Origin of the sequence: Victivallis sp. Marseille-Q1083, from assembly GCF_903645315.1 — a bacterium.
GTDB lineage: Bacteria > Verrucomicrobiota > Lentisphaeria > Victivallales > Victivallaceae > UMGS1518.
In genome coordinates this window covers 679,907-693,318 of the sequence record NZ_CAHJXL010000001.1, presented here as the reverse complement: position 1 = coordinate 693,318, position 13,412 = coordinate 679,907, and the positions used below count along the sequence as shown (strand labels likewise).

The window sequence follows — 13,412 nt, the reverse complement described above, 5'->3', positions numbered from 1 at the left end:
AGATATAATTTCGATCTTTCCGGATGGTTCCAATCGGCCGGCATTTGACAACGATGGGTTTCATGCAGAAAAGTAAACTCATTTTCCCCGGCTAAAATTCGTCCGACAGCAATTGGAGGAACCCAATGTCCAAGCGGAATACACGAAGGCGGCGCCGCTTGCTTACGCCAATGAATTTTATGCAATTTCAAATAAATACGCCACAGAATCTGACGCGTTTTCAAATGACGGCAAGTATGAAAATACAAGAAGTACTTTTTCAGCATAACGAATCAAAAAAAATAGTTTCCGAATCAAAGAGAATTCGGCGGGACTTTTAGCCGAAATGGAAAATGATTACGGCAGCGATTAGGCGAATATCCCAATGAGTCATTTCGGTGGACTTCATCGGTTACGAAAGAACAATGTTGGTGCCGGAGCGCAGAGAGCGGAGAATCGCGAAAGCAGCTTCGGTCGTATTGAATAACTCCTGCAGCGGGATAGGGGCCGGACCGTCGTGGCGAATTGCCTCAAGAAAATGTGTTAATTCCTCCACAAATCCTTTTTGTTGCGATGTTTTCAATCGCCGCTCCCCCAACTTGCCGCTGCAGGTTGTCAGGCAGAAATTGTCCATAATCGCGCTGGAAGAATCCGCATGAATTTCACAGCGTTCTTTCGCCAATTCTCCACTGCCTTCCGCAACATAAATAAGATTGGCAACCGATCCATCTTCATAAAGTAAATTGCAGGAGATATTGTCTTCCGCCGTAATTGCCGCATTGGCTGTGCCAAAACACATCGCTTGCACCGCTGTAACCTTTTTACCGATCAGAAAAGTGCAGAAATCGATAAAATGGCACCCTTCGCCAATCAAACGACCGCCGCCGGTATCCGGATCCTGCAGCCAGCTATCTTTTGGAACAATTCCGGCATTGACCCGATAAGAAATCAGCATTGGAGACGTACGATCGGCAAAGTACTTTTTCAATAACACGGCATGGGGGCTGAAACGACGGTTGAAACCGACCATCACTCTGCCGGGATGATTCGCGCAGGCGGTTTGAATCTCAGTCAATTCTTCCGGATGAATGGCCAAAGGTTTTTCGACAAAGACATGCTTTCCCGCCTGCAAGGCGCGGCAGACATATTCCGCATGGGTATCATGCCGGGTGGTTATAAAAACCGTATTGATCTGCTCATCCTTCAGAATGGCATCGACATCGGTGGTGGCAATTTCAAACCCTTCTTTTTGGGCGGTTTCACCACAGTTCATCCCACTGGCGGTACAAAGTCCGCGCCAGCGAACCGCATCACATTTTTTCAGGGCCGGCAACAAAACACCTTTGGTGAAATTGCCGCAACCGATAAAACCGATCACCGGCGCTTCGGGCGCGGTTGTCTTTGGTGAATTGCACTGAATGGTAGCTGCCGGCTGCCGATCAATGACTTCGGAATATCGTAAAACAATTCCGAGATAAGGTTCCGTTACCTTTCCCAGCAAAAGATCGTAAGCCTGCAAGGCTTCGTCAAACAAAAAACGGTGGGTGATTAATTTGCCGGGTGCTAATTTCCCCATGGCAACCAGATCCAGAAATGCTTTCATATTGCGCTGCTCTGTCCAGCGAACCAGCCCATAAGGATAATCGATACCGTTGTCTTCATAAACCGGATCGTAACGCCCGGGACCATAGGAAAGACTCAATTTGAAATCCAGTTCCTTTTTGTAATATTGGTCGCGTGGAATATCCATTCCCACCAGACCAGTAACCACAACTTTGCCTTTCTGGCGGCAGATTTCACCCGCCACGGTCACCGGTTCGTCCGACTTGGTTGCGGCTGTGATCAAAACTGCATCAACGCCATAGCCATCGGAAAATTCCAAGGCGGCATCAGCCAGATTGGCATGAACAGCCAAATCCGCTCCGCAGCTCACCGCCAGGGTACAACGTTGCGGATTGGGATCGAATCCGATCACTTTACAGCCGGCAGCTTTCAACATTTGGACGGCCAAGATGCCGAGTAATCCCAAACCGATGACGCACGCCGATTCTCCCAGCTTCAAATCGCATTGCCGGACTCCCTGCAGTGCAATACTTCCTACCGTAGCGCAGGACGCGTCCTCAAAAGAAACAGAATCCGGAATTTTCACGACCAGATTGCGGGGTACATAATTGAATTCGGCATGATTGGCAAACCCGGCGCCGCCGCAGGCAACCCGGTCGCCGGCCTGCAAGCCGGGGACCCGGCTGCCGACTTCCAGAACAATTCCAGCACAGGAGTAACCCAGGGGAATGGGTTGATCCAGTTTGGTTTTGACTTTCTCCCAAGTATTGAAAATTCCCTCCGTTTTCATCTTGCGAAGGACTTTTTTTACCTGATCCGGCATTTGCAATGCTTTGCCGATAATATTTTTCTGAGCAAAATCGACCAGCATTCGCTCCGTTCCAGCCGAAACGAACGAAATCTGGTTCTGCATCAGAACACCATTTTTTTTACAAAGCGGGACAGGGACTTCTGCCAACCAAAGTTCCCCTGTTTTAAAGGATTGAATGATTTGTTTCATTTCTCGTCAACTATTCCTAAATTAAATTAATTTCTCATTTTCAAAATCTTAGCTGGAACTCCACCGACAATTGCATAAGCTGGAACATTTTTCGTTACCACCGCTCCTGCGGCAATAACCGCACCTTCACCAATTTTAACACCGGGGAGAATCATTGCATTGGCACCAATCCAGACATCATCGGCAATTTCAACAGATTTACAAATATGCCCAGCATCAAAAATACGTTCTGGACAAATAGGAATTTTGTGGTTAGCAGAAAGAATTTGAGTTCGATATCCAATCAAAACCCGATTACCGATTTTTACTCCACCTTTGGCTGTTATCAATACGCCCAAAGCAAGATCTACCTCATCTCCAATTTCTAATCTAGCTCCCCGGCCCATCGTAATAAAAACCCCAGGATAAAAAACTACACGACGACCAATTTTCGCCCCATGTATCCGGAGAAAATGACTTTTAAAGGAATTGCAAAGCCGGAAACGAGGCAGTAAGAAAATGCATTGCATCAATGTTTCCCAGCAGACGGTCAAGCTATATTTCATAGAGTAATTTTCTTACGTTCAGCTTGAGAGAGTTTTCCCAATTCACAGGCTTTTTTAATTGCTTCTAGATAATATTGATTTTTTGCCATTGAGGTCGGATATTCTTTGAGAATTTTCTCTCCGGCCAAAATCATCCTTTGACGTAGACCGGGTTGATTGTAAACCATTTTCAATATTTCCGCGGCCGCATCTGTCTGTTCTGGATCCAGATAAAGAGCACTGCCTTTACAACTGGCTTTTGCCCAATCACTGTTTGTGACAATCAGCGGTTTGCTCATCTTCCAGGCTTCTACAAAATTATTACTGAAACTCTCCAGAACGCTAAATGTACACATGACATCACTGCAGGCAATTAACGAAGCCACGTGACTTTGAGCAACCGGTCCAATATTGCACCAATGATTTTGCATGTTAATATCGTAAAAATGTCGTTTGACAGCTAAAGTATAACTATGTTGCAATGGTAAAGTCGTAATAAAGATAAAATCCGTAACTCCTTGATTATATAGTGTTTTTGCTAAGCTAGGTAATAAATGAATCCTTTTATTGGGATTGGCTCCATTCAGAAATAAAAAACGGAATTTTCCTGTCCCAATTTTTTTTTCAAACTCTGCACATAACTCCAATTCGATTTTCTGAGGGCTGACCAGAGAACTTGGCGCCATTTTTACAACAGCAGTATGTGCCTCTGGAAACTGGAATAAATCTACTGCTCTTTGCCGGAGAATATCAGTTTCAAAAATCCAAAAATCAGCTTGACGATACATCTTGCGGCGATAGAAATCAATTATTTCATGCTTGATTCGTTCACTACGGGAACAGAATTTCCAAAAATCAATTTCTGGATAAAGCAAGTTAGAAACCGCAAAACCATTGATATTTAAAAAATATGGGTGACTATTGAGAAATGGCGTTCCGAATATAGAAAATATAATTGAATATTCTTGTGCTAATTTTTTTGCATTTATCTCAAAGATAATTCGCTTTAACGGAGTATTCGGAGCCTTCAATACTTTCGTCCCGATTGAATTTCCTAATACCTCCAGAGATGAATTCTTTCTTACCAATATGGTTGAAGATTGTGGGTCAGGAAGATTTTGCAAAAAACTCAATGCATTTTGCAATCCCCCTCCGCCGCCAATCGGTAAGAAATTATAAAGAATATTTTTCATCAACAGATCTTATACGGGTATCAATAATTTGGCGAATCTCATCTGCAGCTTTTGTTAACCAAGCTAAAATTTCCTCATTAATGATCGTCTGCTTTTCCCGAATTGCAGGCAAATTCTGCCAAAGCTCATCAAACTTGTCAATTAAAGATTGGATATCTGGATTCTCCAAATAATAAATATTTTCTTCAGCTTTCAACATATCTTTTACAATTCCGATAATTCTGGAATCTGCTTTTACTCCAATACTAAAAAATGGAGTATTTACTTTTACACTGCCTATAATTGAATGAATACGTTCAGCAACTAATAAACTAGAATAACCAATCAACTGTTTCAAAATTCGTCCATTCAAATCTGCACGCAACACAGCGACTCTTGAGGAATCAAAAGAAATTGTTTTCAATATTTCAGATGCGACAAATCGATCATCCAATGCTTTTTCTGGTCCTATTGCATGTGGTAAAAATAAAATATTTGCGTCAGTGGTTTCCAAAATGTGCTTCACTAATTGCCCTAGTAGCAAACGATGTTCCTTTAGCTTTCTATTTGGGCTAGAATAAATTGAAAAACAATTTCTAGCGATGGGAGCAGGTTCGCAGACTGTCATTGCAATCAGTTTGGTATTGATAAAATTATCGAGTTTATTTTCTCTGAGGATTTCATCAACAGTAATTGAATCATTGGGATACATTCCAAAAGCTGGATCTGGGCATAAATTTACAGGTATCTCTGGCATATAATGCTCAGCCCATTTTTTAGCAATGGGATTACGAACATAAATAAAATCTGCCAGAGACAGTGTATCCCGAAAAATTTTACAAACAGGCCCTTCTTTTAATTTAGGTTTCAATGAACTGCCAAAGATTCCAAAATGATGACCATATTTTTTCAGTAAACTTAACGTATGACAGACATATTCATTCAAGCCGCCATTATGCCCACCAATAATATAATCACATTGAAAAATTTGATAAAGAGCATGTTCCTTGGAAGAAGAGGCTTTTTCGCCCTGGTGAAACCTGACTAACGATTTCTCAATGGCTTTCAATGGATATTGCGGCTTATTAACCCAATTGGGGGTTATACGATTTAAGACATTACGCAATAGTGAACAACAGGAAGAATAAAAACGTTCCCATGACAATCCAAATCCGAACTCCCGAGATCGCCAATCAGCGTAAAACCATCTCCCAGGATAAACGATAATACCATCTTTTTCGTAGACGTGATCTGCTTTCATATCTAATAAATGTATGGTGACTTTCTGCTCCGGAAAAAGCACATCTGCCATTCCAAGCACAATGGCTTCTTCTCCCTTGTTGGCCAGCGGCACCCATTCCGGTACAAAAATATTAATACTCTTTTTCATCTTCCGTCATTTCCACTCTATTCTAGTCTTATTGCGTTTCAGCCATCTTGAAACCGGTTGATACAAATGAAATATTTGAAGGTAATAAAAGAACAAATGAGACAATAACACTTTCAGCTCTAAGTATATATTAGACGGTCCCTGATCAAAACCCCCATCAAAGGCAGGCAAATTTTGCAGTAGACAAGAAAATAATTTTCTTCTTGCGTTTTGTCGTCGTTTTTTTGAAAAAATATTCGTTCGCTGAGATTCGATTACTTCCGCAGCAGTAAGCGATTCAAAATCCCAAAATTTTTCATCAGTCATCTTTTTTACAATCTTAGTCGCCTCAGAAGATCTAGTTATTACAATCGAACGAGATTCGTGGTTTTCCAGAAAGCGCGGTAACCATGCATCGCCACATGAAAAATCTGCTAATTCAGCCGTTGCATCAACGCAAAGCTTGCAGCGTCTTATTACAGGGTAACCAGTCATTTTGGCATATCCAGGATACCCCAGACGAACTTGCCGGCCACTTCTCAAATGAATTGTCATATAACCAGGTTGTCCATCTCCTCGGTAACTAAAATCACTGATATCCTTGGAAGAGATATCCAGTTGATTGAGAATTGAACTCAGTTCGCGCAAGTCTCTAAATCCTCCACAAAAATTACCTACGGTAAATCGAATACGGTTTGCCCAGCAGTTTTTATTTTCTTGTAGCATTCGAATTCCTGCAATCTGACAAGGCGTTCCAATGAACAAGTACTGTTTGCCTTCTTCCAATAAATTATCTAAATTATGCAATGCCGGAACTGGCATATATTTTGATCCCTGCGCAACACATAATTCACTTTTCGTTTTTGCAACAAAAGTCACCGGCGTAATACAGCCATTTCGAATTTCCAGCTTTGTAGTGACAACACCATCCACTTGATTCGAACACAATAAATACCAGGCCAGGCAAGTCATCGCTCCACCCGAAGACGCTCTCTTCAAAATATCCGAATCCTTGGCGCAAACAGCACCCAAGGAATCAAAGCATCCTAAATCAGGATGTTGAATTGATGTTTCCCGCGACGCACCCAATCGCACAATATCGTATCCTTTTCCCGGACAACATATAAAATTTCTATTATCAGATATCTCCTTTGGGATATAAAGCCCCCTTTGCCGTGATATTTCCCGTGCGTTTCCGAAGCACAAGCCACATGACATACAGCAATGTGATTTGACAACATCTTGAAATGAATACATATTTACCCTAATGTTGCTTCTAAATCTTCAATATTTCGTTTCAGGATATCACCATTATTGATAGATTCGTACAGTTTTGTTGCATTGCTTGCATAAATAGCTTGATTTTCATCCAGATGAATTAATGCTTCCTTTAATTCATCAATAGATGACTGGTCCAAATTTAAAGACAAACCAGCATGAAATCGTTCAACAGTATTTTTTAAGCCCCAGACATCATTGGCAATGATTGGCAGGCCAAATCCGGAATATTCCCAAATCTTATTAGGCGCGCAAAATTCATTGTTCAAAGATACATGACTATAAGTCACCAAACCAAAATCGATATTAGAAGTAATCTCAAGATGCAGAGGGGCCGGAACATAAGGAATATGGTAAAATTCATAATTTTCAAAAAAATCACGATAATACTCATTATCAACAATAGGACATTGTACAGCTAAAGCCCAAGGGGCTCCCAATTCTTTGATTGCTGTAGCAATTGGTTTCAAATCGCGGCGGTTACTGATTCCTCCCTGATAAAATACAATTTTCGATTGGGTTGGAATTTTCGCAAATGCTTTTGCTGCCTGAATATTACTAATTGGCAATCCTTTTTGACGTGGATGATAATAAGGCTTATTGGGCAAAACAACTGGCGTTTCCTTCAATCGATACCAGGCCCGGAAAATATGAGCTCGAGTTTCTTCTGGAACAAAAACTTTTTTAGCAGCCAGGAGTAACGGTTTCAAAGCATGACGATATCTGGGAAATTGGTCATATAACTCCTGGATATGGATAATATAATTATACTTAAATATAATACTGCCTAAAGCTAATCCTGCATCTGCGGTTGCAATCCACAAATAATCGAATTGTAATTGACTCAATATTTGTTTTACTTCATTCCTAAAAAGCTTCCAACGCCACAGATTGCCAATTTTAGGTAATTTACCCAAATAGGATTGATCATTGAAGAAATAAATTTTTGCACCTTTTTTTTCTAAATCATTATGGACAGAGTGATTAGAATTTCGAACAATGATTGTCAACTCAACTCCCAATGTTAACAGATGATAACATACAGAGAGAGTAGGAGGCTGTTTACACAAATCATCTTTTAATATTAAGGCGATTTTCATATAATTGCTCCGATATTTTAATCTTTATTATTCAATTTGCTAAGCATATATTCTTTTTGTTTTAAATTAAAAATATCGTTATAACTATATCGCATTGCTAATCCAGCGCAAAACCACCAAAATTGCCACGTCAATCCTGTAAAAATTGGCGTAGGTTCAAATAAAGAAGAAATAAAGCCAGCTATTAGGCATGGAAATATAAAGAAAAAGCGTTTATCATATAGAGATTTATTATTTATAAAAGCTTTATAAATAATAAGAAAAATAATAAAACTATACCCCATACCCCAAAGACCAGTTTCAAACAATAATCGAACCCATGTATTGTGGAAATTGTATACAAAACCCATGTTTTGATATGCATTAACTCCTAATCCCAATAAAATATTATCTAATTGAAAATATGTTAAAAATATTTGATATTGCTCTAAGCGGTTTGATGATATATCTGAATTATCAAGTCTAAAAAAAGATTGATTATCCCAGATAATATACCCTAGGATACATGTAATTACAAGAGAAATAATAATAGATTTTAGCCCATTTTTTGAATTTATAAATAATATAAAAAGAATAGCAATCCACGATGCTACAATGCCCCCTCTCCCTCCACTTAGCAATTGAACTATGACAATAGGAGAAACAAGAATTATAACCTTTATGTAACCCTTAATTCCACTAGGCGGTTTATTAAAGAATATTAAAGAGAGGCCAATGAATTGACTTAGGCCGGTAGACCAGCCAGTTCTTCCTATACCAAAGCCAGTAACATACAAAGGAGGGGAATAAGCCTGCTGTTCATAGATATCAAAGTATAAATCATTGGGAATCCTCCAGCTTGGAATATCAAATAAGGCATTACAAATAATAATTGAACATAAAAGAAATACTATATAATAGATTGATTTTATGCTATTAATAGAAATATTTTTACAAAATCCAATCAGAAAAAAAAGATAAGATATAAGTAATGAAATAATCAAATGTACATAGCTATTAAGATCATTTCCATATTGACGCAGCATTAATAATATAAATAACAAGAAAAATACAATAAATATAATATTATTAACTGTATTTTTTTTGTTAAAAATATATCTTATATTTATTAAGCCAATCAATGAAATCAATAAATATTTAACAATGATAATTTTACCAAAACTCCCAAACCATAAAACAGGAGCTAAGGCTAATGATAATATTAATAAACTGTTACACATATAAATTATAAAATCGATTTTTGGGCAATTGACGCAATGCACAGAATAAATAAGTCGCTTGCAATGATGCATGTATGATATAACTTAACAGAATTGCGCCAGCTAGGCCGGAGGCTCCATAGCCTTGACGCAGAAAATAGTAGGAAAAAGCAACCGTCATAATTCCCCAAAATAAATTGAACCCTAATCCAATCCACATTTTTGCCCGGCTGGCAATTGCAGCCCCAACGACTGTCGCAATGGAAGTAAACAGCGTTGAAACAGCCAACAGGACCAATGGCGTAGTTTCATTGAAACCTTTTCCATAGAGCAACATGATATATTTGCCCCCGATGATCACCAATAATGTCATAAACAGAGTGATTGCAGCATTGATTGCAATATTCAGCAATAAAACCTTGATATAAGTCCGATGTTCTCCACCACCGTGAATGTTCGATAAGATCGGCAGAACAATTCTGGCTACCGCTCCCGGAATAAAAAGAATAATCATCTTCCATTGATCGGCAGCATCAAAAATTGCCAAGGCACCAAAACCGTCCTGCTGTACCAACAGAGTTTTGACATACCAGAATACCGGAATCACCATCAAACTGGAAAGCATCGCCGGAATACTGAATTTCCAGATAACGTTAAAATCCTCTGCTTTCAACTGATGAATATCCGGGATAATCGCATTCTTTTTTAAATTTTGTTTGATTGCCAGGGAATTCGTAACAGTCAATACCAGAAAACCGATCCCGTATCCCAAGATTGCACCAATGACACCCCAATAATAAGCTCCAATTAAAATGCAAATGAACTCTGAAATGCCAGCCCATACCGAATTGATCGCGATCGCTTTAAAGTCTTCGAAACCGGACAGTGTGCCGGTTTGGATTCCATTTATGATGCTGAACAGCAGGAGAACTCCGCCCCATCGAATGCCGCCGATTAACTCGGGCGCATTCATCATGTCGGCAATCGCCGGAGCCAAAAGAATGACCGCAGACGTTGCAATAAGGCCCGTCGAGCCTCCAAATAAATTGGTCAACAGATAAATAACCGCCGCCCGATCTTTGCGTTTGTCGCGATATTCGGAAATGTATTTTGCGGCAGTCATGCCCAACCCCATAGCACCGAGAACGACGAACATGTTAATCGTGGAACGAATCATGCCAAGTTCGCCATAGGCATTTTTTCCAAGGATTTGGGCGCAGAAGATACTTGACACCAGTAATAGCAAACGCTGAATTGCCGAGCCGGAAAATGACCAGAACGCGCCTACAGAAATTCTTTTTCCGTAATTTGATGCGTGAATCCGTCCAATTATCTTTTGACACGGTCCAGGTAAAAAGGCAAGCCAATCTATTGATTGAAAAGACATGAATAATTTTTACTCGGTTTTGTTACTCAAAATTTCAGCAATTCTTCCGCAAGCCAAGCCGTCGCCGTAGGGATTGACGGCCTGGCTCATGCTTCGGTAGTAATCCGGCTCATTCAGAAGACGCGATACTTCACTGACGATTTTATCGAAATCGGTGCCGACCAGCTTCACCGTCCCGGCTTCCAATGCTTCCGGACGCTCGGTGGTGTCGCGCATTACCAGAACCGGTTTGCCCAGGCCCGGCGCTTCTTCCTGAATGCCGCCGGAATCGGTCAGTACCAGAAAACTTTTTTCCATCAGGTAGACGAACGGCAGATAATCCAGCGGCTCGATGAAGAACATATTTGCCGGCGGCTCCTTGCCGAATACTTCATGAATCGGCTGGCGCACATTTGGATTCAGGTGCATCGGATAGACGAAATCGACCTCCGGGTACAGTTGATTCAACAGTTTGATTGCCGAACACATCACGATGAAGCCATTGCCGAAATTCTCACGCCGGTGACCGGTGATCAGTACCAGCCGTTTGCCGGCCGTCAGCCGGTTGACGTCATAACCGGCCTGCCGCAACACCCCTGACAAGCCGGTCTGCATCTCTTTCGATTGATTCAACTTGTTCGTCACCCAATGCAGCGCGTCGATCACCGTATTGCCGGTGACGAAAATCTTTTCATCCGTTACGCCTTCGGCCAGCAGATTCTGCTTGCTCAGCGGCGTCGGCGCAAAGTGATAGCCGGCGATCCGCCCGGTCAACTGACGATTCATCTCTTCCGGCCATGGACTGTAGATGTTGTGGGTCCGCAAACCGGCTTCCACATGTCCCACCGGAATCCGCTGGTAAAACGCCGCCAGAGCCGCCGCCGTCGAAGTCGTCGTATCGCCGTGCACCAGCACCACATCCGGTTTGGCCTGTAACAGCACCTCGCGCATTCCGAGCAGCACCCGGCTGGTGACATCGTACAGATCCTGGCCGGATTTCATGATGTTCAAATCATAATCCGGCGTGATTTCGAACAGATGCAACACCTGATCCAGCATCTCGCGGTGCTGGCCGGTGACACAGACGACCGTTTCAAATTGTTTCGGCCTTTCCTGAAAAGCTTTGACCAGCGGCGCCATTTTGATCGCTTCGGGGCGCGTTCCGAAGACCAGCATCACCTTTTTCATCTTATTTTTTGAACACTCCGCAGAAATCCAAAATTACTTTGTCTTCCGCGGTGGGCGGCAGGCTCTTGAATTCGTTGTGCGCCACCAGGTAGACGACGATATCCGCCCGTTCGAATGCTTCACGGTAGTCGGTTAATTTGAACACCTTATGTTCAGCCACGTTCGGTTCGACGATCAACAGCTCCGCGTTATTGCAGCCCTGCATCACTTTGGTGGTGATATATTTGGCCGGGGCTTCCCGCAAATCGTCGATGTTCGGCTTAAAGGCCAGCCCCATCATCGCCACCACCGGCGGACGGTCGTATTTCAATTCGAATTTCAACATTTCATTGTGAACTTTTTCGGCGCACCAGAATGCCTTGTAATTGTTCAACTCCCGTGCCTTGGCGATCAGTTGCGACTCAATCGGAAATTCCGCCGTCAGAAAATAGGGATCGACCGCAATACAGTGACCGCCGACGCCGCAACCGGGCTGCAGAATATTGACGCGCGGATGTTTGTTGGCCAGTTCGATCAATTCCCAGACGTTGATGCCGGCCTTATCGCAGATCAGCGACAATTCATTGGCGAAGGCGATTTGCACATCGCGCGAGGAGTTTTCCGTCAATTTGCACATTTCGGCAGTTTTGGCATTGGTCCGGTGCAGTTTGCCCTGGACGAATTGCGCATAAAATTCAATCGCCTTTTCGGTCGATTCCGGATTGACGCCGCCGATCACCCGGTCGTTGTGCACCAGCTCATAGATGACGTTGCCGGGCAGGACCCGTTCCGGACAATAGGCGATATGGATTCGAGCCTCCAACTCCGGACGTTCCGAAAAAATCAGGTTGCGCATCTTGTCGGTCGTCCCGACCGGAGAAGTCGATTCGATGACGAACAAATCGCCTGCTTTCAGCAGCGGCAGCACCATGCGGGTGGCGTTTTCGACATAGGATATATCCGGTTCATGGTTGCCCTTGAATGGCGTCGGCACCACGATGAAATAGGCATCACTGATTTCCGGCGCCGTCGCTGCTTTCAGCTTCCCGGCTTTCACCACTTCCCGGCACAATTCCTGCAAACCGGGCTCGACAATATGAATGATGCCCTGGTTGGTCAATTCCACCACTTGCGGATTGATATCCACTCCAATTACGTCCACACCGTGTTTCGCCGCGATGATCGCTGTCGGCAAACCGATGTAACCCAAGCCCATGAAACAGGCTTTCATCTTGTTTTCCCCTTTTTAAAACTGTAATTTTCTATTCAAAAAGCGCATCGCTTGACCGATGGAAGCATCCATTCTATATTCCAAGCTTCGCTGCGCCTTTTCAGGCTTCACCCGGCTTCACGTCAAAGCCGGTGATCCGATATTTCTTCATCAAATTTCAATTGCCAGCAGCGACCATACAGAATCCAAGCCGGTTATGGTCAATTGGATTGTGACGGCATTTCCGGTTCTTGCGACATAAACGAACTGTTGCCGTACGAGAGATTGCTTTCGTGTATTCGTTCCTGTGTATATGGCTGAGGGGATTTGCATGACAGTACCGCTTGAATACAGTCATAATTGTTTTCGTCATGTAATACCAGTGGATTGGTGGTCTCGGACAACTTAAAACCAACAGGGGGAACGCGCACATTCCCCCATTCCCCCGACTTCATGAAACGCAGTTCACCAATCAGCTTCTACTT

10 protein-coding genes are annotated in these 13,412 nt (G+C 42.5%); all 10 read right to left on the bottom strand.

From position 1 onward, the window contains the following. Positions 1-391: 391 nt before the first annotated feature. Entirely contained in the window at positions 392-2,542 is a 2,151-nt protein-coding gene (locus HWX74_RS02725; RefSeq protein WP_176012081.1) for a bi-domain-containing oxidoreductase, read from the bottom strand. Between the two features lie 26 nt (positions 2,543-2,568). Next, positions 2,569-3,087, bottom strand: a complete 519-nt coding sequence (locus HWX74_RS20600) for an acyltransferase (protein ID WP_176012080.1) — start codon at positions 3,085-3,087, stop codon at positions 2,569-2,571. After that, positions 3,084-4,259 carry a glycosyltransferase gene (locus HWX74_RS02715; RefSeq protein ID WP_176012079.1) on the bottom strand — a complete coding sequence of 392 codons (1,176 nt, stop codon included), beginning with the start codon at positions 4,257-4,259 and terminating at the stop codon, positions 3,084-3,086. The genes HWX74_RS20600 and HWX74_RS02715 overlap by 4 nt, the downstream gene beginning before the upstream one ends. Next, the gene (locus tag HWX74_RS02710) at positions 4,240-5,628 is read right to left on the bottom strand and encodes a polysaccharide pyruvyl transferase family protein (protein WP_176012078.1); all 1,389 of its coding nucleotides are present in this window, start codon (positions 5,626-5,628) and stop codon (positions 4,240-4,242) included. The genes HWX74_RS02715 and HWX74_RS02710 overlap by 20 nt, the downstream gene beginning before the upstream one ends. Before the next feature lie 6 nt (positions 5,629-5,634). Beyond that, entirely contained in the window at positions 5,635-6,696 is a 1,062-nt protein-coding gene (locus tag HWX74_RS02705; RefSeq protein WP_176012077.1) for a Coenzyme F420 hydrogenase/dehydrogenase, beta subunit C-terminal domain, read from the bottom strand. Between the two features lie 170 nt (positions 6,697-6,866). Further along, the gene (locus tag HWX74_RS02700; RefSeq protein WP_176012076.1) at positions 6,867-7,985 is read right to left on the bottom strand and encodes a hypothetical protein; all 1,119 of its coding nucleotides are present in this window, start codon (positions 7,983-7,985) and stop codon (positions 6,867-6,869) included. Positions 7,986-8,002: 17 nt separating this feature from the next. After that, entirely contained in the window at positions 8,003-9,205 is a 1,203-nt protein-coding gene (locus HWX74_RS02695; protein ID WP_176012075.1) for an O-antigen ligase, read from the bottom strand. Next, positions 9,198-10,571 carry an oligosaccharide flippase family protein gene (locus HWX74_RS02690; RefSeq protein ID WP_176012074.1) on the bottom strand — a complete coding sequence of 458 codons (1,374 nt, stop codon included), beginning with the start codon at positions 10,569-10,571 and terminating at the stop codon, positions 9,198-9,200. Before HWX74_RS02690 ends, HWX74_RS02695 begins: the two co-directional genes overlap by 8 nt. Positions 10,572-10,580: 9 nt before the next feature. After that, positions 10,581-11,738, bottom strand: coding sequence for a non-hydrolyzing UDP-N-acetylglucosamine 2-epimerase (gene wecB, locus HWX74_RS02685; RefSeq protein ID WP_176012073.1), 1,158 nt, complete (start codon positions 11,736-11,738; stop codon positions 10,581-10,583). Position 11,739: 1 nt separating this feature from the next. Then, positions 11,740-12,948: a UDP-N-acetyl-D-mannosamine dehydrogenase gene (gene wecC / locus HWX74_RS02680; protein WP_176012072.1), complete on the bottom strand. Its 1,209-nt coding sequence runs from the start codon at positions 12,946-12,948 to the stop codon at positions 11,740-11,742. Positions 12,949-13,412: the final 464 nt, after the last annotated feature.

Excerpts from the sequence above, each read along its gene's own strand:
- HWX74_RS02710 (WP_176012078.1), bottom strand. The coding sequence starts at position 5,628 with ATGAAAAAGAGTATTAATATTTTTGTACCGGAATGGGTGCCGCTGGCC.
- HWX74_RS02690 (WP_176012074.1), bottom strand. The coding sequence starts at position 10,571 with ATGTCTTTTCAATCAATAGATTGGCTTGCCTTTTTACCTGGACCGTGT.
- HWX74_RS02700 (WP_176012076.1), bottom strand. The coding sequence starts at position 7,985 with ATGAAAATCGCCTTAATATTAAAAGATGATTTGTGTAAACAGCCTCCT.
- HWX74_RS02715 (WP_176012079.1), bottom strand. The coding sequence starts at position 4,259 with ATGAAAAATATTCTTTATAATTTCTTACCGATTGGCGGCGGAGGGGGA.
- wecB (WP_176012073.1), bottom strand. The coding sequence starts at position 11,738 with ATGAAAAAGGTGATGCTGGTCTTCGGAACGCGCCCCGAAGCGATCAAA.
- wecC (WP_176012072.1), bottom strand. The coding sequence starts at position 12,948 with ATGAAAGCCTGTTTCATGGGCTTGGGTTACATCGGTTTGCCGACAGCG.
- HWX74_RS02725 (WP_176012081.1), bottom strand. The coding sequence starts at position 2,542 with ATGAAACAAATCATTCAATCCTTTAAAACAGGGGAACTTTGGTTGGCA.
- HWX74_RS02695 (WP_176012075.1), bottom strand. The coding sequence starts at position 9,205 with ATGTGTAACAGTTTATTAATATTATCATTAGCCTTAGCTCCTGTTTTA.
- HWX74_RS20600 (WP_176012080.1), bottom strand. The coding sequence starts at position 3,087 with ATGAAATATAGCTTGACCGTCTGCTGGGAAACATTGATGCAATGCATT.